The 25,383-nt window shown below is 38.5% G+C and carries 23 protein-coding genes; 8 read left to right on the top strand and 15 right to left on the bottom strand.

What is annotated here, in order from left to right:
• Nucleotides 1–60: 60 nt before the first annotated feature.
• Nucleotides 61–831 carry a Cof-type HAD-IIB family hydrolase gene (locus tag NSQ71_RS07885; protein WP_340733616.1) on the bottom strand — a complete coding sequence of 257 codons (771 nt, stop codon included), beginning with the start codon at nt 829–831 and terminating at the stop codon, nt 61–63.
• Nucleotides 832–1,206: 375 nt separating this feature from the next.
• Between NSQ71_RS07885 and NSQ71_RS07880 the strand changes: the two genes are divergently transcribed.
• A complete protein-coding gene (locus NSQ71_RS07880; protein ID WP_063389639.1) occupies nt 1,207–1,416 on the top strand; it encodes a DNA-dependent RNA polymerase subunit epsilon in 210 nt (69 codons plus the stop codon).
• Between the two features lie 6 nt (nt 1,417–1,422).
• Nucleotides 1,423–3,090: a ribonuclease J1 gene (gene rnjA / locus NSQ71_RS07875; protein WP_063389638.1), complete on the top strand. Its 1,668-nt coding sequence runs from the start codon at nt 1,423–1,425 to the stop codon at nt 3,088–3,090.
• A 735-nt stretch (nt 3,091–3,825) separates the two neighbouring features.
• Here rnjA and NSQ71_RS07870 read toward each other — a convergent pair.
• The 5 genes from NSQ71_RS07870 to NSQ71_RS07850 are packed head-to-tail and all read right to left on the bottom strand — an operon-like array spanning nt 3,826 to nt 7,450.
• The gene (locus NSQ71_RS07870; RefSeq protein WP_269467019.1) at nt 3,826–4,491 is read right to left on the bottom strand and encodes a potassium channel family protein; all 666 of its coding nucleotides are present in this window, start codon (nt 4,489–4,491) and stop codon (nt 3,826–3,828) included.
• 27 nt (nt 4,492–4,518) lie between these two features.
• Nucleotides 4,519–4,980, bottom strand: a complete 462-nt coding sequence (locus NSQ71_RS07865; protein WP_130157983.1) for a DUF6884 domain-containing protein — start codon at nt 4,978–4,980, stop codon at nt 4,519–4,521.
• Nucleotides 4,981–4,988: 8 nt separating this feature from the next.
• Nucleotides 4,989–5,714: an NAD-dependent protein deacylase gene (locus tag NSQ71_RS07860; RefSeq protein ID WP_340733613.1), complete on the bottom strand. Its 726-nt coding sequence runs from the start codon at nt 5,712–5,714 to the stop codon at nt 4,989–4,991.
• Between the two features lie 40 nt (nt 5,715–5,754).
• Nucleotides 5,755–6,654, bottom strand: coding sequence for a LysR family transcriptional regulator (locus NSQ71_RS07855; RefSeq protein ID WP_063389634.1), 900 nt, complete (start codon nt 6,652–6,654; stop codon nt 5,755–5,757).
• A 22-nt stretch (nt 6,655–6,676) separates the two neighbouring features.
• On the bottom strand, nt 6,677–7,450 hold the full coding sequence (locus NSQ71_RS07850; RefSeq protein ID WP_340733611.1) for a sulfite exporter TauE/SafE family protein: 774 nt from the start codon (nt 7,448–7,450) through the stop codon (nt 6,677–6,679).
• A gap of 223 nt (nt 7,451–7,673) precedes the next feature.
• Here NSQ71_RS07850 and NSQ71_RS07845 point away from each other — a divergent pair, with 223 nt between their 5' ends.
• Both NSQ71_RS07845 and NSQ71_RS07840 read left to right on the top strand, forming a co-directional pair.
• Complete coding sequence (locus tag NSQ71_RS07845; protein WP_340733609.1) at nt 7,674–8,711, top strand: metal ABC transporter substrate-binding protein; 1,038 nt, start codon at nt 7,674–7,676, stop codon at nt 8,709–8,711.
• A gap of 265 nt (nt 8,712–8,976) precedes the next feature.
• Nucleotides 8,977–10,194, top strand: coding sequence for an MFS transporter (locus NSQ71_RS07840; protein ID WP_066251268.1), 1,218 nt, complete (start codon nt 8,977–8,979; stop codon nt 10,192–10,194).
• 231 nt (nt 10,195–10,425) lie between these two features.
• On the opposite strand, the gene NSQ71_RS07835 is transcribed toward NSQ71_RS07840, so the two are convergent.
• Nucleotides 10,426–11,592, bottom strand: coding sequence for an acyl-CoA dehydrogenase family protein (locus NSQ71_RS07835; RefSeq protein ID WP_094245627.1), 1,167 nt, complete (start codon nt 11,590–11,592; stop codon nt 10,426–10,428).
• A 147-nt stretch (nt 11,593–11,739) separates the two neighbouring features.
• Here NSQ71_RS07835 and NSQ71_RS07830 point away from each other — a divergent pair, with 147 nt between their 5' ends.
• On the top strand, nt 11,740–12,972 hold the full coding sequence (locus NSQ71_RS07830; protein ID WP_094245626.1) for an aminopeptidase: 1,233 nt from the start codon (nt 11,740–11,742) through the stop codon (nt 12,970–12,972).
• Between the two features lie 296 nt (nt 12,973–13,268).
• Complete coding sequence (locus tag NSQ71_RS07825) at nt 13,269–13,895, top strand: LysE family translocator (protein ID WP_063389630.1); 627 nt, start codon at nt 13,269–13,271, stop codon at nt 13,893–13,895.
• 886 nt (nt 13,896–14,781) lie between these two features.
• On the opposite strand, the gene NSQ71_RS07820 is transcribed toward NSQ71_RS07825, so the two are convergent.
• Entirely contained in the window at nt 14,782–15,636 is an 855-nt protein-coding gene (locus tag NSQ71_RS07820; RefSeq protein WP_327855903.1) for a DUF4349 domain-containing protein, read from the bottom strand.
• 213 nt (nt 15,637–15,849) lie between these two features.
• Between NSQ71_RS07820 and NSQ71_RS07815 the strand changes: the two genes are divergently transcribed.
• Nucleotides 15,850–17,019 (top strand): FtsW/RodA/SpoVE family cell cycle protein, encoded by a 1,170-nt coding sequence (locus tag NSQ71_RS07815; protein WP_063389628.1) that lies wholly within the window; start codon nt 15,850–15,852, stop codon nt 17,017–17,019.
• A gap of 103 nt (nt 17,020–17,122) precedes the next feature.
• On the opposite strand, the gene NSQ71_RS07810 is transcribed toward NSQ71_RS07815, so the two are convergent.
• The 5 genes from NSQ71_RS07810 to NSQ71_RS07790 form a co-directional block, all read right to left on the bottom strand.
• On the bottom strand, nt 17,123–18,316 hold the full coding sequence (locus tag NSQ71_RS07810) for an ABC transporter permease (RefSeq protein ID WP_340733604.1): 1,194 nt from the start codon (nt 18,314–18,316) through the stop codon (nt 17,123–17,125).
• Nucleotides 18,313–19,002 carry an ABC transporter ATP-binding protein gene (locus tag NSQ71_RS07805; protein ID WP_063389626.1) on the bottom strand — a complete coding sequence of 230 codons (690 nt, stop codon included), beginning with the start codon at nt 19,000–19,002 and terminating at the stop codon, nt 18,313–18,315. The genes NSQ71_RS07810 and NSQ71_RS07805 overlap by 4 nt, the downstream gene beginning before the upstream one ends.
• Nucleotides 18,999–20,126 carry an efflux RND transporter periplasmic adaptor subunit gene (locus tag NSQ71_RS07800; protein WP_063389625.1) on the bottom strand — a complete coding sequence of 376 codons (1,128 nt, stop codon included), beginning with the start codon at nt 20,124–20,126 and terminating at the stop codon, nt 18,999–19,001. Before NSQ71_RS07800 ends, NSQ71_RS07805 begins: the two co-directional genes overlap by 4 nt.
• A gap of 7 nt (nt 20,127–20,133) precedes the next feature.
• Entirely contained in the window at nt 20,134–20,823 is a 690-nt protein-coding gene (locus NSQ71_RS07795; RefSeq protein WP_063389624.1) for a Yip1 family protein, read from the bottom strand.
• 231 nt (nt 20,824–21,054) lie between these two features.
• Nucleotides 21,055–22,077 carry a hypothetical protein gene (locus NSQ71_RS07790; protein WP_340733599.1) on the bottom strand — a complete coding sequence of 341 codons (1,023 nt, stop codon included), beginning with the start codon at nt 22,075–22,077 and terminating at the stop codon, nt 21,055–21,057.
• 174 nt (nt 22,078–22,251) lie between these two features.
• On the opposite strand from NSQ71_RS07790, the gene NSQ71_RS07785 reads away from it, so the two are divergent.
• On the top strand, nt 22,252–22,953 hold the full coding sequence (locus NSQ71_RS07785) for a Crp/Fnr family transcriptional regulator (RefSeq protein WP_340733597.1): 702 nt from the start codon (nt 22,252–22,254) through the stop codon (nt 22,951–22,953).
• Nucleotides 22,954–23,490: 537 nt separating this feature from the next.
• Here NSQ71_RS07785 and NSQ71_RS07780 read toward each other — a convergent pair.
• Both NSQ71_RS07780 and NSQ71_RS07775 read right to left on the bottom strand, forming a co-directional pair.
• Nucleotides 23,491–24,723: a PucR family transcriptional regulator gene (locus NSQ71_RS07780; RefSeq protein WP_340733594.1), complete on the bottom strand. Its 1,233-nt coding sequence runs from the start codon at nt 24,721–24,723 to the stop codon at nt 23,491–23,493.
• A gap of 108 nt (nt 24,724–24,831) precedes the next feature.
• Nucleotides 24,832–25,383: a XylR N-terminal domain-containing protein gene (locus NSQ71_RS07775; protein ID WP_339199748.1), complete on the bottom strand. Its 552-nt coding sequence runs from the start codon at nt 25,381–25,383 to the stop codon at nt 24,832–24,834.

Below are 25,383 nucleotides of genomic sequence, written 5' to 3'. Positions count from 1 at the left end.
TGTGCACACTACCATTTGAAATCGCCTTTGCAAGGCATTTTTTTAAGTTTAGCTTCGGATTTATATCAACTGCAATTGCTTTGCAGCATAAAATATTCCATCTTCATCAACAGGCTTTGTAACAAAATCAGCTACTTTTTTCACATGCGAAACAGCATTACCCATAGCAACGCCTGTTCCAGCAAACGAGATCATTTCTATATCATTCAAACCGTCTCCAAAAGCAACCACATCTTGACGGCTAACGCCAAGCATATCCATTATCTTTTTGATCCCTTCTGCTTTCGATCCTTTTTTTGGAACAACATCAGTTGAAAGCTGGTGCCAGCGGACAAATTTTATCTCTTCAGAAATATTGAACTGTTCTTCTTCTCCTTCTTTGCAAAACAAAAGCGCTTGGTAAATAGGTTTTTCTTGAAAATAATCAGGTCTGTACTCAGGATGCGAGAGGTGCAAAGATTTCAAACTTTCATGAATAAACGGATGATCTTCCACATTTGCTTTCATATCTTCTTCACTCAAAAATACAAGCGGGTAATCAGTATTTTCAGTCGCTTCGATTAATTGCTCCAACGCATCGACCTTCAAAGGATTTTCATAAATAACTTCTCCTTCATGCACAACATACTGTCCGTTATAGCTGACATAAGAATGGATTTCGAGCTCTTCTCTTAGCTTTTTAAACATAAAAGGGCCGCGGCCGGTTGAGATGGCGACGTGATGTCCGGCTTTTTTCAAACGGGTGACCGCGTCAAGAGTAGATTCCGGCAAACGTTTATCATGATCCAATAAAGTACCGTCTATATCAAAAAAAATAAATTTTTTCCCCATGTTCAATCTCCTTTTCTCTTTCGTGAAAACCTTATTTACACTAAACAAAACGGTATAGTATGCAAACGCTTTATGTCAATAGAGCTTTTCCACGTTTAGCCATAAAAAAAATAAAAAAATAGCATATAATATAAGTAAATACAATCGGACTCGACTTTGACATCTTAATGAAGGAGGAGTTGATATGTTAAAACGTTTAAAGAAAAAAATTAAAAAACAGTGGAAGCAATTGCTTCGCAGAAAATCGATTGCTTAAAGAAACCGGGCGGCTTTAGCCCGGTTTTCGTTATTTTCAATGAAGGTTGGATTTGCCATCAGAATCGACTATAATAATAAAAGCTAGTTTAACATGGAAAGTAAGGAGAGATTACGCAAATGATGTTTAAAGTTTTTTATCAGGAAAACCCGAATGAACCGCCTGTTCGGGAAAGAACGAAAACATTTTTCGTTGAAGCGGAATCAGAAAGAGAAGTTCGTGAAAAATTAAAAGGCCGCTCCATAAACATAGAATATATTCAACCGATCAGCGGTCCGTTTTATGAATTTGAAAAACAAAGCGAAAATTTTTCTGTATTGGAGAAATGATAGTATATGAAATTTGTAAAAAGAGACCAAGTAGCAGCATTCGCCCTCGGCGGATTGGGCGAAATCGGAAAAAATACGTACGGTGTGCAATTTCAAGATGAAATCATTTTAATTGATGCTGGAATTAAGTTTCCAGAAGACGAACTTCTAGGGATTGACTATGTGATTCCGGACTATACGTACTTAGTAAAAAACCAAGAAAAAATTAAAGGCTTGTTCATCACACATGGTCATGAAGATCATATAGGCGGTATACCTTATTTGCTGCGGGAAATTAATGTACCAATCTACGGCGGTAAACTGGCGATCGGACTGATTCGCAATAAGCTTGAAGAGCATGGACTTTTAAGACAAGCTAAACTAAACATCATCCAGGAGGATGATGTGATTCGGTTCAGAAAAACTGCCGTAACTTTTTTCCGTACAACTCACAGCATTCCAGATTCATATGGAATTGTTGTCAAAACTCCCGCAGGAAATATCGTTCATACAGGAGATTTTAAGTTTGATTTTACTCCAGTCGGGGAACCTGCAAATTTAACTAAAATGGCGGAAATCGGCAAAGAAGGTGTGCTCTGTCTTTTATCGGACAGCACAAACAGCGAAATTCCTGAATTTACAATGTCTGAAAGACGGGTCGGCGAAAGCATTCACGACATTTTCCGAAAAGTAAGCGGCCGCATCATTTTTGCAACATTTGCATCCAATATTCATCGACTTCAGCAAGTAACAGAAGCAGCTGTTAAAAACAATCGAAAAATAGCTGTTTTTGGAAGAAGTATGGAAGCAGCTATCCAAATTGGTCAAGAACTCGGGTATATTCGCTGCCCGAAAGATACGTTTGTTGATGCAAATGAAATAAACCGTCTGCCCGCTCATCGGGTCGTGATTTTATGTACAGGAAGCCAAGGCGAACCAATGGCCGCTCTATCCCGAATTGCAAATGGAACTCATCGGCAAATCCAAATTATTCCCGGCGATACTGTCGTTTTCTCATCATCGCCCATCCCAGGGAACACTTTATCGGTTTCAAGAACGATCAATCTGCTTTTCCGCGCCGGTGCGGAAGTAATTCACGGGTCGTTAAATGACATCCACACATCTGGCCACGGCGGACAGGAAGAGCAAAAATTAATGCTGCGGCTAATGAAGCCAAAATATTTTATGCCGATTCATGGAGAATATAGAATGCAGATCATGCATATGAAACTAGCTGTCGATTGCGGAGTTCCAAAGGAAAACTGTTTTATTATGGATAACGGAGATGTGCTGGCGATGAACGACCGCGAAGCATCCATTGCCGGTAAAATTCCATCCGGATCCGTTTATATTGACGGAAGCGGAATTGGCGACATTGGAAACATTGTGTTAAGAGACCGAAAAATTTTATCTGAAGAAGGACTCGTAATCGTTGTCGTCAGCATCAATATGAAAGAGTTCAAAATTGCTGCAGGACCTGACATTATATCGCGCGGCTTCGTTTATATGAGAGAATCCGGAGATTTAATTAAAGATGCCCAAGAACTGATTACTAAGCACTTAAATAAAGTATTGGAAAGAAGAACTACGCAGTGGTCGGAAATCAAAAATGAAATCGCCGATACACTCGCTCCGTTTTTATATGAAAAAACGAAACGCCGACCGATGATCTTGCCAATTATAATGGAAATTTAAGTAATAACTTGTGATCGATCCCTCTTGTGTTGACAGTGGAACGTACTGTTTAACATAAGAGGGATTTATTTTGCAAAAATGTCCAGTTGTTATTTTGTCGGCTCATAACACGCAGCATCCGGCCGCTCTTGCTTTTTTAGGTAGATGGTTTTAAAGCGGGCAGCCGTCAGCTAAAAGTTCTTATAAAAAAACGAAAAAGTGAGTGCTTGCAGAGAAGAAAGACGGAGATCAAAACATGTAAATGAAAAATACCGAAAAGTTTTATGGTTAATTTTTTCGATATACAAGTGTTTAATAGAAGAGCAGAAAGACATTTTATGTACGTTTGTGCCATCATATAAATTTATACGCAATCATTTGAAAAACATTTGATGAAAAAATTCGACTTGGATAATGTCATAATCAGAATTTTTCAGGAGCAGGTGCTGCAAGTGGCAGCAGTAAAGGGAGATAATAAAGAAATCAATTTGTAGTTAAAGAAGACATGTATTCGATTGCCAGAAAAAACAACGACATTCTTGCAATAAGCAAGGATTTTGAGCCGGCAAACAAAAAAAGAATGAGAAGAACTGTCTTTGGGCATTCTAGACAGCTGCTTCTCATTCAATTACCATGTAAGCTTCAAATGATTGTTTTTACTTGACTGGATAAGTTCAGTTCATTCTTCAGTAGATTTTGATTTTGCCCATGCGGATGAAACATTTAAAGCTCCGAAAGAATGTATATAAGTTTTCATTATTCTCCTAGCACTTTCTTTTCAAACCGATCAATATCGACATCAGCTCCGATGACAATTAAAATATCTCCTGCCTTGATTACTTCTGTAGCTTGCGGCGATACGATAATTTCGTTATTTCGTTTAATCGCAACAATATTGATTCCGTATTTCGCACGAATATCGAGCTCGATGAGAGAATGACCGGCAATGTTGCGGTTAGCAGCAATTTCAACAATGCTGTGCTCTTCCGACAGCTCAAGATAGTCCAACACATTGTTCGAAAGAAGATTATGGGCAAGCCGCCGCCCCATATCCCGTTCAGGGTGAACAACTGTATCTGCTCCTATTTTTGACAAAACCTTTTCATGATAGTCGTTTTGAGCCTTCACCGTTATATGCTTAACTCCTAGTTCTTTCAACATAATGGTTGTCAAAATGCTCGCTTGAATATTGTCGCCGATGGCTACGATCACATGATCAAAATTTCTGATTCCCAAGCTTTTTAATACGGCTTCATCCGTTGTATCCGCTACAACAGCATGTGAAACAATATTGGCAAATTCGTTTACTCGATCCTCATCCACATCAATGGCAAGCACCTCTGCTCCTTCTTCCGATAACGTTCGGCAAATGCTTCCGCCGAACCGCCCCAACCCGATTACGGCAAACTCCTTTTTCATCAATACTCCCCCATTACAACTTGAATGACATTATTCTTGTATTTCTTGGCCAAAATCAATCGCTTGTTTCAACTTTTGCTGCATAAACCCTATTCCTTTGCAATCGGAAAGAGGATAATGAAAAGCTGTCTTATTTGTAAACACTTGTTCTATATATGGACGGAATTTCTTTCCTCCCAAAAGAACAATATCATCTACATCTAACAAATTTTTTTCAACCGCTTGTTCCTTCAATTGGTTGATTGTAATTAATTCAGGATGCTTTTTCATGCTAAAGGAAACATTGTAAGGACCAGGCACAAAATCATTTGGCCGCAAAAAGCCATGCTTGGCAGACAAAATCACCCATTCATCGAAAAATTTTTTAGCATACGCCTGGCAAAGGCGGTGAAAAACTCCTATATACGCTTTTTCTGCGGAAACAGCACCTGCACTGGGCTCTTTATCCCATACTTTTTTTGTTCCGCAAGGTATGACACAAATCCTTCTCATTTAACATTTCACCTGTTCAATCGATTATTCAATTCATTCAAAAATTGTATAATATCGTTATGAAAAACAAAATCAGCCCATTCATCGAAGTCTGTTTGTTCTTGGTTGACAATCACTAATACCGCTCCCATCCTTTTTGCCAAGAACGGTATTTCGTTCGCTGGCCGAACTGTTAAAGATGAACCAAGCACGATCATAATGTCTGCTTTTTCACATTCAAGCTCCGCATCTCTAAAAGCATCTTCCGAAAGCAGCTCTCCGAACAGTGTAATGGAAGGACGAATAAAGCCCCCGCAGCCGCAATAATATTGATTTTTCAAGTATACATCATTTAGAAAGCGTTGGCCGCAATTGTGGCAGTGAAACGTTTGAAGTGTTCCATGAAGTTCAATTACGTTTTTGCTTCCTGCTAAGAGATGGAACCCATCAATGTTTTGAGTAATAATCGATTGAATCTTCCCTTCCTTTTCCCATTTTGCCAGCAAGTAGTGTCCTTCATTCGGAGATTTGCTTTTATATAATTGAAGGCGTTCTTTATAAAATTGAATAAATTCATCACGGTTTGTCTCCATCGCTTCAATGCTTGCCAATTTACTCGGATCCTTTTTGCGCCACAAACCAGTTTTTGAACGATAATCCGGAATTCCGCTGGCAGTGGACATCCCTGCGCCAGTAAATACAACAGCATGTTTAGATTGTTGCAAAAGATCAGCGATTTCGGATATCAAAGCCATCTTTTTTCATCCTTTTTTATTAATTGTGAAAACAATTATTTTAACCTGAACTTACCATTTTTTTATAAATGAAATCAATAAATTCGTCAACAATTTCTTTGCGGAACCGTTCAGTCCGAGACAATATCGATAAATGCCGTTTAATTTCCACATCTTTTATTTTCAATTCATGTAAGTAGCCATATTTCAGCTCTCTTGACACCGTAATCCTCGGCAAAAAGCCGATTCCCAGCCCGGATTCTATAGCAGCTTTTACAGCCTGCGTGCTTCCTAGCTCCATATAATAATTTATTTTATCTAACACCCCATATTTTTTTAATGTATTTTCGATAATGAGACGGGTTCCTGAATTTTTTTCTCTCCAGATCATTTTTTCTTTTGCCAGCTCTTCAATGTCAATTTGTTTTTTCTCCTTCAAAGGATGCTCTCTTCCGCATACTAAAATAAGCTCGTCATCGACAAGCTTTTTTACATGAAAAATGCTGTTTTCTACAACTCCTTCTACAAATCCGATATCAATTTTGCGGTCAACAAGCCGATCAATAATGCCCGGAGTATTAGAAATCGCTAATGAAAGCTTTACATCTGGCACTTCTTTTTTAAATTTTCCGAGCAGACTAGGCAAAAGATATTCCCCAATTGTCAACGTCGCTCCGACACTTAGTGTAAAATCTTTGTGTCCGGTTATTTCCTTTACTGCTTCTTTTGATTGTTGAATTTCTTCCACAATATTTTTGGCAATCGGATATAACATTTTGCCGGCTTTTGTCAAAGTCATTTTTCCGTTCGAACGGTCAAACAATGGGGTTCCATAATAATCCTCTAGTTGATGGATTTTTCTCGTAACAGCCGGCTGGGACACATAGACAAGCTTTGCAGCACGGCTGATGCTCCCTTCCTCAACAACAAGACAAAACATTTTTAAACTTTCCAAATCCAATTCGGAATCACTTCCTTACAATTTAAACACTTAAAAACAACTTCATGCTAACACCTATCAGCAAAAAAGACAACATTTGCAAAATCCATTTTCCAGGCACTTTTGTTGATAAGATAGCTCCCAGTTGAGAGCCGATCATCACTCCTATACCGCCCCACAAGCAGGCCGTCCAATTAACATTCCCTAATGCAATTTGATTCAGCGCACCAACAAGTGAATAGATCGATAATGCAAAAAGAGAAATCGCAGTTGCGTCGTGAGGACGAATCTTCAATAAATAAATTAAAATGGGAACGAGCAACCATCCGCCGCCAATTCCAAAAAAATTCGATAAAGTTCCCAACAAAAGTCCGATGATGAATAAAAAAACAGCTTTTAAACGGTTTCTGCCCTCATTGAAAAAACCTGCTTTCATACTATGTTCCGGCTCTTCCGGAGCTTTTTTTAAAAGCAAAAACATCCCGAGCATGAATAAAGCAGCGGCAAATATCCAATAAAAAAAGTCGGGTGAAATAATTCCCAACAGCCAAGTGCCGATAAACGTTCCCGGGATGGAGCCGAAGATGATCGGCCAACCGATAGAAAAATGAACACGCTTTTGCCGTATATAATTCATCGACCCTGATATAGAATTGAGAAAAACCACAACAAGACCAGTACCAGCTGCAATTTCAGGAGGCAATTTCAACAGCAATAAGAGAGCAGGAACAAACACAAATCCTCCCCCTGCTCCCACCATTACCCCATAAGCGCCTGACAAAAGTCCAAGAGCGAGCAGCAAAACCATTTCCACCATTCAAGTTCACCTCTTTAATATCCTAATTAAAGGGTACCAGTGAGAAGGATTGGTGTGAAATGCTTATTCAACATGGGGTATAACAAAATGTTATAGTTTGTGATATTTTTGTTTTTAGTGCTTCTAGCCTTGCCCATTTAGAAAATGTTATATATAATTAAATCGAAATCATTACGATTTAACACAGCGGGGTACACATATATTTTGAAAGGAGTTCAAATCGATGAAAAAAGTCTTTTTTGCATTTTTAATGGCAATGCTTGCAATCTTTCCTATCGGCTGCGGCCAAAATAACAACAATGCTTCCGAAACGAACAATAATAATGAGGACAAAAACAATCAAAAAGAAATTGAAATTTATACAACAATCTATCCACTGACAGATTTCACTAAAAAAATCGGCGGTAAATACGTTCACGTCGAAAGTGTTTACCCGCCGAATGTAGAAGCCCACACGTATGAACCTACATTAAAAACTTTGGAAGCAATTGCGAAAGCGGATTTATTTATCTATACTGGAGCTGGTATAGAAGGATTTGCCGATAAGGCAGAAAAAACGCTGAAAGACGGCAATGTCAAAATTGTAAAAGCAGCTGAAGGAATTCCATTATTAAGTGCGTCCGAAGATGAACATGACCATGAAAGTGGAGAAGAAGAGCATTCACATCATGAAGAAGATTCAGATCATGAAGAAGAACATGTGAACCAAAACGAAGAGGAACACGATCATGCACATGGAGATGTTGACCCTCATGTATGGCTTGATCCAAATAGGGCCATTACTCTTGCGGAAAACATCAAGAACGCTTTAACGGAAGCGGCTCCTGATCAAAAAGAATATTTTGAACAAAATTTCGCTCAACTTAAACAAGATCTTGAAGAACTGGATCAATCATTTCAAGAAACAATTAAAAAATCGAAAACAAAATATATTCTTGTGGCTCATGCTGCTTATGGTTATTGGGAAGACCGCTACGATATTGAACAAATTCCAATATCGGGATTATCTCCAACAGATGAGCCTAGTCAAAAGCAGCTTGTCAAAATCATTGAACTATCGAAAAAACATCATTTAAAACATGTGATCTTTGAACAAAATGTATCTGAAAAGGTAGCAAAAATCATCCAACAAGAAATTGGTGCCAAATCATTAACGCTACATAATTTAGAAAGTGTTTCGGAAACAGATTTAAAAAACAACGAAGACTACTTCAGCATTATGAAACGCAATCTTGAAACGTTATCTGAAGCTTTAAATTAAATACTATTTGCACGCTTTTAGGGGGCTGTCCAATGAGTCTTTTTTGGCTTATGGATGCCCCCTTTAATGCTTTAGAAAACGTTGCTATATCGATGTTTATGATTTTTTTGTTTTCAATGGAAATTTGACTTTCTAGACAGACCTTTATATATACTAAGTTGACATAATAAAACTACTGTAAATCGTTAAACTTTTTTATTTCATATTTTTGTAAAATCAAGTAAAATATTTAGACATACGAATAAATAAGAGAGGAGAAACCAAAATGGAAGCAGCTGTTCAAAAACAGAATATGGGTCAAATTACATTATACAGAATATTATTTATTATCGGATTTGTTCATCTTCTAAACGATTCGATTCAAGCTGTTATTCCAGCAGTTTTCCCTATATTGGAAAAATCAATGAATCTTACATATATGCAGCTTGGATTCATTACATTCAGCCTTCAGCTAACGGCATCTTTGCTTCAGCCTGCTGTCGGGTTTTATACAGATAAAAAGCCGATGCCTTATTTGCTGCCCATCGGGCTTACGTGTACGTTTTTCGGCATGCTGGGACTTGCTTTTGCACCTAATTATTGGATTGTTTTAGTTTCGGTATTTTTCGTCGGAATCGGTTCAGCCGTTTTCCATCCGGAAGGTTCAAGAGTGGTGCATTTAGCAGCGGGAGAACGAAAAGGGCTCGCCCAATCCATTTTTCAAGTTGGAGGTAATGCCGGACAATCTCTTGCTCCCATTATGACAGCTCTTATTTTCGTCCCTATGGGACAATTTGGCGCGATTTGGTTTACTTTAATTGCCGGCATGGCCGTCATCGTCCTTCTATACATTGCAAATTGGTATAAGGAAAAGCTCGACAGCCGAAAAAAAACAAGCGCAAAAAAAGCCGTTGTGCAAGTTCCTGCCGCTCGAAAAAAGCAAGTGAAAATTGGACTTATGCTGCTCATCTTCTTAGTTTTTGCTCGTTCATGGTATCATGCAGCAATCACTAATTTTTACCCTTTTTATTTAATTCATGAACATGGACTTTCCATCAGCAAAACACAGCTATATATTTTTATATTTTTAGCAGCAGGTGCAATCGGAACATTTTTAGGAGGGCCGCTTTCAGATCGTTTCGGAAGACGGAATATCATTGCTTTCTCAATGCTCGGATCAGCTCCGCTGGCGGTCATTTTGCCTTATGTGAATGAATTTTGGGCAATTCCAATAATGCTCATTAACGGCTTTATTATTTTGTCAAGCTTTTCTGTAGTTGTCGTATACGCACAAGAGCTAATGCCTGGAAAAATCGGAACTGCATCAGGCTTAATGGTCGGTCTTGCCTTCGGTTTAGGCGCTTTAGGATCAGTCGTGCTCGGTGCTCTCGCGGACTTATTCGGCTTAAAGCCAGTTATGATCGCGTGCGGCTTTCTTCCATTTATCGGCATGCTCTCCATGCTTTTACCTTCCGATCAAAAGCTGAAAGAATGGACATCTTAACATTTTTACAAGACAGCAGCTACTTTTCAATTGATGTGAAACAAAAGACAAAGTTGTTTTGACAATAAAAAAAGATTGAATGAAGTTAAAACCAATGAACAATTTTTTGTTCAAATGTAATAAATGAAAGCTTTTATTTGTACTAAGGAACGAATGAACACAGAAATAATAAAAGGCGTTTTTCGGCTGTCCATCAACTTTTCAGCCTGAGAAAACGCCTTTTGTGTTCTTTTATTCTTGAAAAGCACGGTCACCGAAAATTTTTAACGTTATATCATCTGCTGGAGGATTATGAAGACCGCATCTGACATCCCGATAGTAGCGCTCCAATGGGTATTCTTTTCTTAAGCTTTGTCCGCCTGCAATTCGCATGGCTAGGTCAACGACTTTGATCGCACTGTTTGTGGCAACATATTTTACGGCAGCCAGCTCATGCCCCATTTGTTCGTGTAAATGCGGCTGTTCATCCCATTTTTTCGCCACACTGTACATAAAATGCCGTGCGCTTGTAAGCTCCAGATCCATTTCAGCTGTTTTTCGCCGCACTTCCGAAAGTTCTGAAATTGGATGAGAAAGACTGGCAGGTTGATACTCTTTTGCATATTTGACAGCAAAGTTTCTTGCGGCGATAGCGATCCCGAGGTAGCAGGCAGGAATATGTAAAAGCCATCCTTTCGGAGTGGAAGGACTGAATGTAGCTTGTCTAATCGAAACGAGAGCGTCTTTTTCGACCTTTACGTTGTGCAGTAATAAATCGTCGCTTCTTGTCGCGCGCATGCCGATTGTATCCCATGTTTCTTTTATGGAAAGCCCCTCTGCTCCTTTTGGGACTAAATATTCGCCAACCTCACCTGTTTCTTCAATTGTTGCGGTTACAATAAAATAATCTAGAATCGGGGCCAGTGATGTGAACGATTTATGGCCATTAATAATCCAGCTGCTTCCTTCTTTTCTTGCCGTTGTTTTTGGTTTTCCGCCTCTTGCAGGACTTCCGGCAGCCGGTTCTGATGCACAGCTATTGATTAATTTTCCTTCAGCGACAATTTCTTCGCAAATGCGCTCAAACGTGCGTTCATCCCATTTTTTTGATTCGGATAAATCCATTACGATTCCATTATGCCACCCTAACGATAAACCTGTCGCTCCATCTCCTTCTGCAATTTTTTCTTGCACAAGCAGAAATTCATATAAAGAAATTTCATTTCCTCCATATTTTTTTGGCACTGTTAATTTCAGAAATCCTTCCGTTTTTAAATCTGAAAAGTTTTCAAATGGAAACGAAGATTCCTGATCATTTTTCGCGGCTCGCTCCGCGAACTTCTCCGCAAGTTTTTCGGCTTTTTCTCTTAATTCTCGATGCGATTTGTTGACAATAACCATTTCATCTAAAAAATTCATATTCTTCACACACCTGTTTCTTTTTCTTTCTTTTCTATCTCTATTGTAGCTCTATTATTCATTTTCGTTAAGCAATCCAATTGGTTTTATTTTAATTTTTTTGGTAAAATACAGAAAAAAATATGTAGGAAATAAAGGAGAATGATGATGACAACTTTCAAACAGCAGCTTGAAAAATATGCAGAACTTGCCGTCAAGGTCGGAGTCAATGTTCAAAAAGGACAAGAATTGTTCATTTCTGCAAGCATAGATGCAAAAGAACTCGTCCGATTTATTGCGGAAAAAGCTTATGAGGTTGGTGCAAGGAATATTCATATCGACTGGCAAGATGATGTTTTAACAAGATTAAAATATGAAAAGGCTCCTGATGACGTGTTTTTAGAATATCCTGAATGGAAGTCTCTCGAAAGAACTGCCCTAGCAGAAAGAAATGCAGCTTTTATTTCTATTGTGTCCCAAAGCCCTGATTTATTAAAAGGCATTCAGCCTGAGAGAATCGCTAATTTCCAGAAAGCGTCTGGAACAGCTTTAAATACGTTTCGCAGATACATACAATCGGATAAAGTCAGCTGGACGGTTATCGCTGCCGCAAGCGAAGAATGGGCGGAGAAAGTTTTTCCAAATGAAGAAAAATCGCTTCGAGTTGAAAAATTATGGAATGCTATTTTTCAAGCAACACGCATTAATGAGGAAGATCCGGTTTCTGCATGGAAAAAACATAATGAAAACCTTCATCAAAAAGTCGATTATTTAAATGCGAAAAAATATAGAAAACTCCATTATCAAGCTCCTGGAACGGATTTAACTATTGAACTGCCTGAAAAGCATCTATGGGTGGGAGCAGGAAGCGTTAATGAAAAAGGCGTTTCTTTCATGGCAAACATGCCTACAGAAGAAGTGTTCACAGCTCCGAAAAAAGATGGGGTAAATGGTTATGTGACTAGCACAAAACCGTTAAGCTACGGCGGAAATTTAATCGAAAATTTTGTAATCACATTTGAACGAGGACGCATTACAAATGTAACAGCCGAAAAAGGCGAAGAAATTTTGAAGCAATTAGTCGAAACAGATGAAGGCTCTCATTATTTAGGTGAAATTGCTTTAGTACCTCATAACTCACCGATCTCAAAGTCAAATCTTTTATTTTATAACACGTTGTTTGACGAAAATGCTTCAAACCATTTAGCGATCGGCAGTGCCTATGCGTTTTGCTTAGAAGGCGGAAAAACGATGACAGAGGATGAATTGAAACAGCATGGTCTCAACACAAGCATTACACATGTTGATTTTATGATCGGAAGTGCAGAAATGGACATCGACGGCATTCTTCCGGACGGCACACGTGAACCAATCTTCCGAAAAGGAAATTGGGCGTTTTAAAAAAGGGCCGGCTGATCGTTTCTCATGAAAGCCTTGCTTAAATATTGCACAACACTTATCTGAAACTGTACCGTACATCCTTGACGTTTGTTTCAGGCAAGTCAGTAAAAGCTCTATATTTCTCGTTTTGCTTATTTGCTGCATCAACATCATCATAGTATTTGTCTTCTTTGAATCGAATCGTACTTTATCATGCTAATGGGCGGTCATTTGACTTTGCCCTTTTCATTCTTATTCAAAGAAAAAAACAGCCAAACTTTATAATGATCCACTATGCGAAAAGGAGAACGTAAAAAATGGAATTGTCCATCATTTTAAGTTTTCTTGCAGCTTCTATTTTATTAACCGTTGCACCAGGACCCGATAATTTATTTGTCATTGCACAAAGCATGTCTTACGGCTTTCGAGCGGGGTTCATCACTTCTCTCGGACTTTGCACCGGACTTATCGGACATACTTTAATCGCATCACTCGGACTGTCAGCCATACTCTATCAATCTACTGTTATTTTTACAGCTATTAAATCTGTCGGTGCGATCTATCTGTTATATTTAGCATGGGAATCTTATAAGGAAGGGAAATCAGCAGTTTCCGGTAAAATAGCAAATGTAAAAAGTCTTTCACTCTTTTCTTTATATAAAAGAGGCATCTTGATGAACCTGTTAAATCCGAAGGTGTCATTGTTCTTTTTAGCTTTCTTGCCGCAGTTTGTATCAACAAACAGCGGCCATGTTAAGCTCGACATGTTTGTACTAGGTCTTATTTTCATTGTACAAGCATTGGTATTGTTTTCCTTATTTTCAGCATTAGCCGGCAAAATAAAAATTCTGTTTCAATCTAAAAAAACAGTTTCTGCTATTCATTACGGCAAATCTATTTTATTTGCAGTTCTTGGTGGAAAGCTGCTTTTTACAAAAATTTAGTAGATACAATGAGGGGAAACGTCAGGAGCGAAATTTTTTTCGCTCCAGTTTATTTACTCTCTGCCCCCTACTTCATTTGTTTAGAAGATGAATGTCCGAATCAACATCATTACTTTCCCGCACATATTTTTTCTTAAGGCAGTAAGATCAATTTTTTCAACATGTTTTAAAGCCGTCCAAACTCATTCTTTTTACAGCTTCTTTTGTCTGCTATAATTCTACGTTTATTAATCTATTTGTCCTCCTAAATAAATGAATTCTTCCTATCATCCTTATCCCAAAAACAAAATCGTCAAGCTGAATAATCATCATTCCAATAAATTGAAGGTGTTTATTCATTTTAACCTTCTAATTCGCATATATTTGTACAAATGAGAGGTGAACATGGTGAACGCAGAAAAAACTAAGCCGGCTCTACAAATAAAAACATTTTTTGAACATCGTTTGCAGCGGTTTCTTAAGCATCTTTTTTTATCGATCATTTGCGGATATATTTTATACTACTTAGTTAATTAAATGCAGAATAAACGCAGCGAATTCATAACAAAGAGACTTCACATTTTTAGTACGTGAAGTCCGAAACTGCCCATAATAAACAAACGATGACGAAAGCAAAAGCGCTGCAATCGGTATTTCCAGGGCTTTCCGGAAAGCCAAATCCTCATTGAAAACATAAATATCAATATATCAACGTTTCTAAAACAATAATGAGGGCTTCTATTATGCGAAAAAACGAATTAAAGATACCCCTAAAAAAACATGCCTTGGCTCGCAAGCTTCTTTGAAGACGGAGTTAAAAAATTCAAATTGAAAAAGACCGCACAATTTCATTAATAAATTGTGCGGTCTTCATCATTTTAACAGCTCGATCCATAAGTAAAAAAGATTACTCAGTCTTCTCCTGTTTCTTTTTAAATGTTCGATAGACGAAGAAAAATATAATAAGCGCCAATAAAACAATTGGTAAATTCCCTACAACGAGCACAACAATCCAAGATGCCGCCTGAACAATCCAATGAATGCTTGTCAAAAATTGTTCTTTCGTTTTTTCCCACGTATTAAAATCCTTTGAAAAATTTTCATGAGATTTTATTTCTGTTAATTGCAGTTCAACTGTTGCATAGTCTGTTCTATTTTCAATATATTTTATTCTGCCCTTTAATTGTTCGATTTCTTCTTGGACAGCTGCCAAATCTTCCGAAATTTTCAACAAGTCTTCTGTTTTCTCAGCCGACTCCATAAATTTAAGGAGCCGAGCTTCAACCGCTTGCTTCGATTTCAATCGAGAGTTTAAATCGACATATTCTTCTGTTTGATCTTCACCAGTCATTTGCTCCGATTTGACTGATTTGCTTGCCTTTTTCACTTCCTCTATAAATCGTTGAAGTTCATTTTGAGGAATGCGGAACGTTACATATGCCTCGATCTTTCCATCCTGTTCCACTGCATTTGATTGAATGATATAGCCCCCTCTGCTTTCGGCCTTCTTTGTTAAGTTTGCAATCGTTTCATCATAGCTTACCACTTCTGCCGTTATATTCGCAGTGTACATAACTTTTCGTTCGTTTGAGTATGTGCTGGCAGCTGATTTCGCTTCAACTGTTTCCATTTCTCCTTTTTTTTCAATTTTTTTCTCTATCATTGTCTGATCCATTTTAGCACTTTCTACGGACGATTTTTGTTCTGAATTGCTGCAGGCGGCCAAGAAGAGCAGCAACAAACCAATCAAGACTTTCTTCATTTTCATCATCTCCAGTTAATGACAGTTTATGGATTAGACGAAATAATGAAGCAAAGGTATCTTAAATAGATGAATAAAATGTGTGCAAACAAATGAAAGTGTGCTACTATAATAAACGTACTTGCGCTTGAAACCTTTCGCTTTTACCATTCGTCTAACATAAGGAAATTCTACTCTTCTAAAAAAATCATTTTCATAAAGTTGGTGGGCTTCATGGATTCTAACAAAAAGGCGCAATCGCGGTTTGATTATCAATTAGCATTTATTATATTTCTACTATTTTGCGCGAGCTGCGTGGCCATTTACGGAGCGCAAATGACTTCAGGGCAATATGCGGTAAACTTTATTTTTAAGCAAATTGCCTTCTATGCAGCCAGCTGTCTTATTGCCGGAGTTGTCATGCTGTTCGATTCAGAACAAATTCAAAAAATGACATGGTATTTATACGGTTTTGGGATATTTCTTCTATTTTTGTTAATGATTTCACCAGAAAAAATTGCCAAAGAAATAAATGGCGCTAAAGCATGGTTTACTCTTCCCGGTTTTTCGTTTCAGCCTTCAGAAATCATGAAAGTTTTCTTAATCATTGCTTTGAGCCATATTATTTGCAAGCATCATCAAAAGTATTTGCATCGAACCATTCAAACCGATCTCATTTTGTTATGTAAAATGGGTGTGACGACAGCAGTACCGGTATTGTTCGTTATACTGCAGCCTGACTTTGGGACTGCGCTTGTCATGTTTGCCATTTTAGCCGGCCTTATTCTTGTTTCAGGCATATCTTGGCGGATTCTTACATTAGGGTTTCTCATCGTAACCCTCTTTGCTGCAACAATTTTTTATCTTGTATTGCGAATGCCTGAATTTCTTGCCAAATATTTAGGTGTCAAGCAATATCAGTTCGGCCGGATTTATGCATGGTTAAATCCCGAAGGATATAAAAGCGCTGAAGGCTATCATTTGCTCAATTCTCTAAAAGCTATCGGATCTGGACAAATTTTCGGAAAAGGGGTTGGGCATGGACAAGTATATATCCCTGAAAACCACACCGACTTTATATTCAGTGTGATTGGGGAGCAATTTGGATTTATCGGCACTAGTATTGTCATTAGTTTATTTTTCTTATTAATCTATCACATCATTAAAGTGTCAATTGAAACAACTGAACCGTTTAACAGCTATCTTTGTACTGGCGTCATCAGCTTGTTTGTCTTCCATGTATTTCAAAATGTCGGCATGACGATTGGCCTTCTGCCGATCACAGGTATACCGCTTCCTTTTATCAGCTATGGAGGAAGCTCCCTTATTGGCAGCATGATGGCGATCGGATTGATTTTCAGTATCCGATGGCACCATCGTGTATCTATGTTTTCAAAAGAATAGGTGTCCAATAAAGTTGGACACCTTTTTTGTTTTGTTTAAAAAACAGATTGTATTAGCATGAATTTTTCTCGCCTATGGAAGGCAGAGCCAGCAGCTTTCTGTATCACTCATATCTTAACGATTCGATTGGATCCAATCTTGCCGCCTTGTTTGCCGGCAATAGTCCAAAGAGAATCCCAATAAACATTGAGAATAAAAGTCCGCCGACGACAACCTGCCATGATACTAATGATGGCCAACCGGCAAAAATGGAAATGATGGATGCAATTCCTGCACCTAATAAAATCCCTAAAGTTCCCCCAATTAATGTTAATGTCATCGATTCAATTAAAAATTGCAGCAAAATTTGTCTCCTTGTTGCACCAAGAGCTTTGCGGATGCCGATTTCTCTCGTTCTCTCGGTGACGGAGACGAGCATGATGTTCATGACACCGATGCCGCCAACTACGAGGGAAATTCCGGCTATGCTTCCGATAATCATGGTCATAATACGGGTAATTTGGCCGATGGATTCTGCAATTTCTTCAAAATTCACCACTTGATACGAATCTTCTGTTTGATGCATGTCGTTTAGCAATTGCTCAGCTTTTTCCCCTGCAGCTTTGATTTCGTCTGCACTAACTGCTTCAAGCGTTACTTGCGTATAATTCGTTTGACCGAAAGCATTTCGATAAGCCGTCCATGGAGTGTAAATTTCCGACATGCCAAAGGCAAAAATTCCTGTCGGTTTTTCAAGTATGCCGATAATTTCGAACGGCTGATTCGATACCCAAACGACCTCGCCAATCGGATTATGTTTTTTAAATAAATCTTCTGCTAATTGGTCGCTAATAATCGCAACACGTCTGCCGCCTAAAAAATCCGCTTCCGTAAACAGTCGGCCTTTATGAATGTTTAATTGATTGACATCCATATATGCAGCATTGATCCCATAGACCGTGGCATCGATTGTTTCTTCTTTAAACCTTATTTGATAAGAACTTGTCGTGGAAGCAACAACCTGTTTAACTTCAGGGATCCCTTTCAACGCTTCAACATCTTCTTGGGTAAACGGATCCACTAACATTGCGTTCGGATTTGCTTTCAACTCTTCTTCACTTGGTTGATAATACACTTCTATCGTATTGCTGCTGCCTGCAATTTGGGCTTTTAAGGCTTGTTCGCCCCCTTGGCCGATTGCTACAACTAAAATAACAGATCCGACTCCGATAATTATTCCTAGCATTGTCAAAATTGAACGGAGCTTATGGGCAAGAATGGAGGAAAACGCCATCCGAAAATTTTCCATCAAATTCATAATGTGCTCCCCCGTCCCAAATCTTCTTGTAAAATTTCTCCATCTCTTACTACAATCGTACGCTTAGCAAATTGAGCCACTTCATGTTCATGCGTTACGACAATGATGGTTGTCCCTTCTTTATTTAGCATTGTAAATTGTTCCATAATTGCTTCGCTTGTTTTCGTATCCAATGCACCAGTCGGTTCATCTGCCAAAATGAGCTTTGGATTATTCACAATGGCTCGAGCTATTGCCACCCGTTGTTTTTGGCCTCCCGATAATTCGTTTGGCATATGCTGAATTCTATCGCCGAGACCAACCTTTATTAAAGCCTGCTTAGCGAGTTCATCCCGCTGTTTTTTCCCAATGCCGGCGTAAATCATTGGCAGCTCTACATTTTTTAAGGCGCTCAACCGCGGCAGAAGATGAAACTGCTGAAAAACAAAACCGATTTTCTTGTTGCGTATTTTGGCCAATTCTTGATCATCAAGGGACGATATATCCTTCCCTTCAAAATAGTAAGCACCTGATGTCGGGCGGTCCAAACAGCCAATAATATTCATGAGAGTTGATTTGCCGGAACCGGACGGCCCCATAATGGCCACAAAATCCCCCTGCCGGATTTCTAAATTGATTTTTTTGAGCACATCCATTGTTTCTTTACCGTTTCTATAAGATTTCGTCACATCTTCCAGCTTGATCATTTGATTGTCACTTCCACGCCTGCTTTGATTTCATCAGATGGTTCACGAACAATTTCATCATCTTTTGTTAAACCGCTCGTCACCTCAATATATTCATCGGTTGAAGTACCGGTTTTAATTTCTTTTCTTGTTATTTTTCCGTTTTTCACTACATAAACATATTGTTGATCATCATCTTGTTGAACAGCAGTAAGAGGAATAACATTCGCTTTTTTTCTTTCCGTTTCAATTTCCATAATCAATTTAAAGCCTGGCTTCACCGGAATGTTCTGATCTTGGACAAGAACTTCCACTGGATACTGGACAGCCTCGTTTCCTGTTTCCGCCGCCATCTCACTGCCTTGTTGAGGCAAAATGCCAATTTTCAATACTTTTCCTTTCCATTTTGCATCAGGCACCACATCAGATTTTAAAACTACAGGCTGACCTTCTTTAATTTTTAAAGAATCGTATTCAGAAATGACCCCTTCCACTTTCATTTTGTTCAAACTGCCAATATGTATGAGCGGCTTCACATTTTCGCCCATTGCTACAGCTGCGTCTTCATCTACGGTAATCACAATTCCATCAACTTCGCTTTTCACTTCAAGTTCTAAAATCTTCTTTTCCACTGTTTCCAGTTGAATCTTCTGTTGTTTAAGCTCAAGATTCGTCATTTTCTTATCCATTTGCAGTTGATTTTTTTCATTTTCTATTTGCTTTTCTGCTTCTTCTTTACCGACTTGTTTCTTCAATTCTTCTTCTTTTTTCTTCAGATCATCCAACTGCTCATTGATTTGATCTAGTTTGATATAGCTTTGTTCAATCGAAAGCTTGGCCTGTTCCTTTTCAAGCTCTAATTGTTCGTTTTCATAAATGACGAGAGGTGCTCCTTTTTTTATTTTGTCCCCTTCTTTGACAAGGATTTTTTTGATCTTTCCTCTTTCAGCATCATAATAAATTTTTTGTTCATTCATTAATTGAAGAGTACCGGGAATCATAACATTCCCGGTAATTTCTTTTTGCTCCAATTTGACTGTTTCTACAGTCGGATTTTCCTTCGATGCAGCACGAAAAATACTGATCCCAACAAATAAAGCGATGATAACTGCTACTCCTACACCGATCAAAACTTTCTTTCTCATACTATAACTATGCCCCCACTAATGATTGTGTTGCTCCAGATAATGTCAATAGCAGACTGCCAAGAATGAATAAAACGATTGAAATAGTCCAAGATGCACCTTTTGACAGTTGACCTACATGATGAAGCCCAAAAGCGGTCAATATTGTTCCCCAAATTCCAAAAATTTCGATAGATGACAAAAATGATCCAAGCGCCCCTTCAGCTCCTACAATACTGTTTAAACTAGTAAATACTTGATTAGTGATGTCTCCTCCACCGACAAAATATAAAATAATCGCATTTAACAGTGTTCCTATTGATGTAACAAGAGAAATAAAAACGGTCATTGAAAACATTTGTTTAAAACGAATTTGTTTTCCGGCAATTTTTACAATGGCAAAAAGAATGAGTGCCGAAATCAATAGTGTAATAAGTCCGCCAATGATACCAGACACAAGTGCACCGACTGTTGTAAATGCGCCGACGTAAGCTGCTCCTTCTGCACCTAATTCCTCTTCCACGATGCTATAGTCGACTGATAACACTGAAAGGTAAGCTGCCAAAGATGAAATAATAATGACAACAATTAATGGAAGCAATACTTTTGGCTGTTGTTTGATCCGCTCAAGCGTCTCAATCGGACTTGTCACAATCCCTAACAACGACGGTTTATCCACTTTTTCATTTGAATGCTGAATGTTCAGTTGCTCACTCATTAAAGTCATCTCCTCCATTATAATGATTATTTTCAATTTATTTTACGAGATTGATAAGAATGAAGTTTCACATTTTTTGAATTTCTTACAAATATTTTGAAAAACTTCCCTTAACATGATGAAAAGACCGCAGAAATACATTCTACGGTCTTTTACAGGTTATTAACTCTTTGGTTATCATTTTGTCCGCATGTTGTTTAGCTCTAATTTGCTCCTGCTTTTCGCGTTTTTTTAAAACGGAGTTTGGGTTTGCTGCGCTGATTGCTGGTTTTGCTGGCGCACTTCATTGACGTTTGTTTGGCTCGCTTGTCCGCTTAACGGATTGAAGCTGAAGCCGGATGATTGCTGCGATTGATACTGGTTCGGTATTTGCTGCGCTGATTGCTGATTTTGCTGACGCACTTCATTGACGTTCGTTTGGCTTGCTTGTCCGCTTAACGGATTGAAGCTGAAGCCGGATGATTGCTGCGATTGATACTGATTCGGTATTTGCTGTGCTGATTGCTGGTTTTGCTGGCGCACTTCATTGATGTTCGTTTGGCTCGCTTGTCCGCTTAACGGATTAAAGCTGAAGCCGGATGCTTGCTGCGATTGATACTGATTCGGTATTTGCTGTGCTGATTGCTGATTTTGCTGGCGCACTTCATTGATGTTCGTTTGGCTCGCTTGTCCGCTTAACGGATTAAAGCTGAAGCCGGATGCTTGCTGCGATTGATACTGGTTCGGTATTTGCTGTGCTGATTGCTGATTTTGCTGGCGCACTTCATTAACGTTTGTTTGGCTCGCTTGTCCGCTTAACGGATTGAAGCTGAAGCCGGATGATTGCTGCGATTGATACTGGTTCGGTATTTGCTGCGCTGATTGCTGATTTTGCTGACGCACTTCATTAACGTTTGTTTGGTTCGCTTGTCCGCTTAACGGATTGATGCTGAAGCCTGATGATTGACTTTGATATTGATTTTGCGGTTGTTGAGCTTGGTATACTGCTTGATACTGGTTTTTCGGTTGATAATTTTGCAGCTGCTGTGCTTGACTATGAAGCGACTGAGCCAAATTTTCAATTTGCTGCAAATTTTGCACCGCATTTTGTTCCTTTTGTCCAAATGCTTGTGTCTGTTGTGCTGTAAATTGATTTGAGCTAAATGCTTGATTAGCGTTTTGCTGTTCTTGCTGTTTCAGTACTTTGGCAATTTGTTGAATCTGCTGCAATGCTTGCTGCGCTTGATTTACATACGATTGAATGCGTTGCGGCACTCTTTTTCCCTCCTTATCATTTAAATTCATTTTATTTTTTTGTAATCACCTAATTTTTATTCATAAAAAAATGTGCTTTACATCACAATTCACCATTTTTTCACAATCAAGATTCCTAGGTTCTGGTAAAATATTGGTATATAGATGGTTTCCTTCTTGAAAGGAGGTTTTATAATGGTCAAACAAGTGGCGGATCCATTCTTAACCGATCCATTGAGTGCTTTGCATGAATATTTCGACGGAATCATAAACGTGAGGGAAGGGACATATCTTTTTCAAGAAGGCATGGAGGTTCATGAATTATATTGCATCCAATCCGGCTTGGTGCAAATAAGCAAAACAACTTCAGATGGAAGAGAATTGGCGCTAAAGATCTGCAAAAAAGGCGACCTTATTGGTGAATTTTCTTTTTTTTCAAATGATCCGAAGCACATATTTAACGCAAAAGTTTTGGAAAACAGTTCTATTTATTTCATAAAAAAAGAACGATTAGAATGCAAACTGTTTGAAAATCCGAATCTTAGTCTTTCGTTCCTAAAATGGATGAGCGAGCAATATCAAATTACTCAAACAAAATTCCGCGATTTGATTTTAAACGGGAAGAAAGGTGCCTTATACTCCACACTCATACGAATGGCGAACACCTATGGAGTAGAAACTGAAAATGGCATTCTCATCAATATCGACATGACCAATCAGGAGCTTGCGAATTTTTGCGGAGCGACTAGAGAAAGCATCAATCGAATGTTGAGCAAGTTGAGGAAAAAAGGCGTGATTTCTTTTCAAAACAAAAAAATCACCATTCACGATCTTCAATTTTTAAAAGATGAAATCAATTGTGAAAATTGCCCCGTTTCCTACTGCCGAATTGATTAAATTGGAAAACCATCTTACATGCTCCTTGTCTTTCAGAGATGGAGGCGGAACTTTAAACTGGCAAATCGCCAGTTTCTTTGTTTAGTTTTCATTTAACAAAGATCTTGTCGTGCATATATTCTGTCAAGTAAAACAATGAAAATAGGGAATACTATGCCGGGACAATGATTCGATCGCAGGACAGGCATTTTTTTAAAGCGGCTAAGGCAAAAAAATGAGAACCTGTTCGATCGTTTCGGGGTGTGCTTCATATAAGTGTCTTTAATCTTTTCCTTCAAATGAAAGGTTCCTGATTTGAGGTTTTGTTTTTTCTTTGCCATTAAAAACCCCCATCCCAGGCAGACTCTTTACACATCATATGAAATGCATCTGTTTTTTTTGTCTACCTGAGTAGGGGATACCAAATGGAATTTAACTCAAAATTTGCACTTGATTCCTGCAAATTTTAGAATTTCCATATGAAACTTTTATTATGAATACAAATCACAACCGGTGCCATTCCCATGCAGGAAAATGTCCGTACCTTTAGTGCCTTCATTATTTAATGCCGATATCGATCTCTCCAATCATCATTAATGACTGGATCGATAAAAGAAGTTGATGATGAATTATAGGATTTCGCAGTTCCTGCTGAATAATGCTTTCGATTTTGCTTACCCTGTAACGCAATCCGCTGATGGATAACGCCAAATCTGCCGCTGTCTGTTCCAAGTTACCGCCATTGACTAGAAAGATGTACAATGTTCGCAGAAACTCGATATTTTTTGGATCATCCAGTTTTAAGTTTCCAAGGCAAGCTTTGGCCATTTTTTTTACCTCTTGTTCATTCTTTTCATTAATCAGCACACCAACAACTCCTAACGATTCAAACGAAATGATTTGTTGGTGTTTCGATGACACCCTGACCGCTGTAAGTGCTTCTTTATATGCTTCCCCGGCATTTGACACATTGTTTGCTTTGGAACTGATTCCCCCGTAAAATTTAATAGTAGAGAATTGTGAAGATAGTAAATCAACGATTTTTGACAACCATGTTTGTATACCTGTTTTGGCAACTTGATCTTCTGTTACCAGCAAAATAAGATGTTTAGCACGCTGGCCAATCAACATGTTTTGTTTTTGATCTTTGCCGTAAGCGGAAAGAAAACTTAAAACTTCTTTTTGCATTTTCAGCTCTTTCGATAAATCATCTTCTTGAAACCGGCAATCCAGCACACAGATATAAAAAGGCTTGGATAAATCCACTCCTATTAAACTAGCTTTCATGATTAAGTCGTGATCATTGCTTTGTTGTCCCGCATTAATGATTTCCTCTAAAAAAAATCCTTTAATCCGTTCATACGATTCTAGCTTTGCTTTTTCATTGAGCAAGCATACCGAGCTGACAGAGGCCAGCCGCTCTAAAATCATAGGAGAAATTGAGGCGTTATATTGATGCAAATCGCGATAAACAAACGAACAATATCCTACAATTTTGTTTTGCAAAAATATTGGTGTCATCAGGCGATCATGATGGCGCAAATGAAGAAGTTGTGTTGATGTGACGATGGCTTGAGGCTGGCAAAAAGGATTTTTTCCTACATAGTCAATAAGTTCGTTTTTATATTGTTCTAATTCATTGGAAGTAATCCCAGCATAGGCCATCGGATGAAGGTGCAGGTTCTCAATTAAAACTGGGATATTCGTCGATTGAAACACTTGACGAACTACGGAGTCTAAATTGTTTCCTTTAATGATTTCCTCAGTGAGCTTCTTATGAACATCCGTCACAAATTTTAAATTATTCCGTTCTTCTAAAAGTTTTTCGTATGTTGCCGCCAGCTCTTCTACGATTGGGGACTCTTCAAGATAGCACAGCTCTTGTTCCGCTTCTTCTCCCTATCGATCCACCGTTTGGCCGATCCAATGGCATTCTTCTTTTCCCATACCTTGACAAGCAATTTCTTTGAAAATCGTCTTTTCTCCGACAATTTCTGAAACGAAACCGCTGGCATAACCAGAAAGGGTAAAGCAAACTGGGATGGATGATGTCTCAAAATGGCGCACATGTTCTTCTGCTTCATAGGAATGACACCAATATCCTTCCATTCTGACTTGATATTTTCCATTTTCCCTTCTGACTTCTAAAAAAGTACATCTCGCTTTCACATGACCTTTCATCGTATGCAGCTTTGGGCCATCTTGAATGTACTCCTCTACTGTACAGTTTGCATGATTCATCAATTCTTTCGCGTCTTGTCTACCTAGATTCCATCCATACCGAAACAAAAAACCTTTCATCCGTTCAAATCCCATGTCGCGAATTAAATCTCTGCGCAATAATCCGAGCGCATTTGTCGCCACAATCATCGAGCGGGACTTCCCCATATAAATGTAACCGTTATCAAAATTTAATTCCAGCTGATCTAATGCCGATCTTTTTTTGTTCAT

Origin of the sequence: Aeribacillus sp. FSL M8-0235, from assembly GCF_038000355.1 — a bacterium.
Taxonomy (GTDB): domain Bacteria; phylum Bacillota; class Bacilli; order Bacillales; family Aeribacillaceae; genus Aeribacillus; species Aeribacillus composti.
This window is presented reverse-complemented; position numbering and strand designations above follow the sequence as displayed.

Coding starts and splice junctions, on each gene's coding strand:
- NSQ71_RS07785 (WP_340733597.1), top strand. CDS start 22,252: ATGGTCAAACAAGTGGCGGATCCATTCTTAACCGATCCATTGAGTGCT.
- NSQ71_RS07845 (WP_340733609.1), top strand. CDS start 7,674: ATGAAAAAAGTCTTTTTTGCATTTTTAATGGCAATGCTTGCAATCTTT.
- NSQ71_RS07820 (WP_327855903.1), bottom strand. CDS start 15,636: ATGAAGAAAGTCTTGATTGGTTTGTTGCTGCTCTTCTTGGCCGCCTGC.
- NSQ71_RS07850 (WP_340733611.1), bottom strand. CDS start 7,450: ATGGTGGAAATGGTTTTGCTGCTCGCTCTTGGACTTTTGTCAGGCGCT.
- NSQ71_RS07865 (WP_130157983.1), bottom strand. CDS start 4,980: ATGAGAAGGATTTGTGTCATACCTTGCGGAACAAAAAAAGTATGGGAT.
- NSQ71_RS07830 (WP_094245626.1), top strand. CDS start 11,740: ATGACAACTTTCAAACAGCAGCTTGAAAAATATGCAGAACTTGCCGTC.
- NSQ71_RS07880 (WP_063389639.1), top strand. CDS start 1,207: ATGATGTTTAAAGTTTTTTATCAGGAAAACCCGAATGAACCGCCTGTT.
- NSQ71_RS07810 (WP_340733604.1), bottom strand. CDS start 18,316: ATGAATTTGATGGAAAATTTTCGGATGGCGTTTTCCTCCATTCTTGCC.
- NSQ71_RS07815 (WP_063389628.1), top strand. CDS start 15,850: ATGGATTCTAACAAAAAGGCGCAATCGCGGTTTGATTATCAATTAGCA.
- NSQ71_RS07795 (WP_063389624.1), bottom strand. CDS start 20,823: ATGAGTGAGCAACTGAACATTCAGCATTCAAATGAAAAAGTGGATAAA.
- NSQ71_RS07775 (WP_339199748.1), bottom strand. CDS start 25,383: ATGAACAAAAAAAGATCGGCATTAGATCAGCTGGAATTAAATTTTGAT.
- rnjA (WP_063389638.1), top strand. CDS start 1,423: ATGAAATTTGTAAAAAGAGACCAAGTAGCAGCATTCGCCCTCGGCGGA.
- NSQ71_RS07825 (WP_063389630.1), top strand. CDS start 13,269: ATGGAATTGTCCATCATTTTAAGTTTTCTTGCAGCTTCTATTTTATTA.
- NSQ71_RS07885 (WP_340733616.1), bottom strand. CDS start 831: ATGGGGAAAAAATTTATTTTTTTTGATATAGACGGTACTTTATTGGAT.
- NSQ71_RS07835 (WP_094245627.1), bottom strand. CDS start 11,592: ATGAATTTTTTAGATGAAATGGTTATTGTCAACAAATCGCATCGAGAA.
- NSQ71_RS07860 (WP_340733613.1), bottom strand. CDS start 5,714: ATGGCTTTGATATCCGAAATCGCTGATCTTTTGCAACAATCTAAACAT.
- NSQ71_RS07840 (WP_066251268.1), top strand. CDS start 8,977: ATGGAAGCAGCTGTTCAAAAACAGAATATGGGTCAAATTACATTATAC.
- NSQ71_RS07800 (WP_063389625.1), bottom strand. CDS start 20,126: ATGAGAAAGAAAGTTTTGATCGGTGTAGGAGTAGCAGTTATCATCGCT.
- NSQ71_RS07805 (WP_063389626.1), bottom strand. CDS start 19,002: ATGATCAAGCTGGAAGATGTGACGAAATCTTATAGAAACGGTAAAGAA.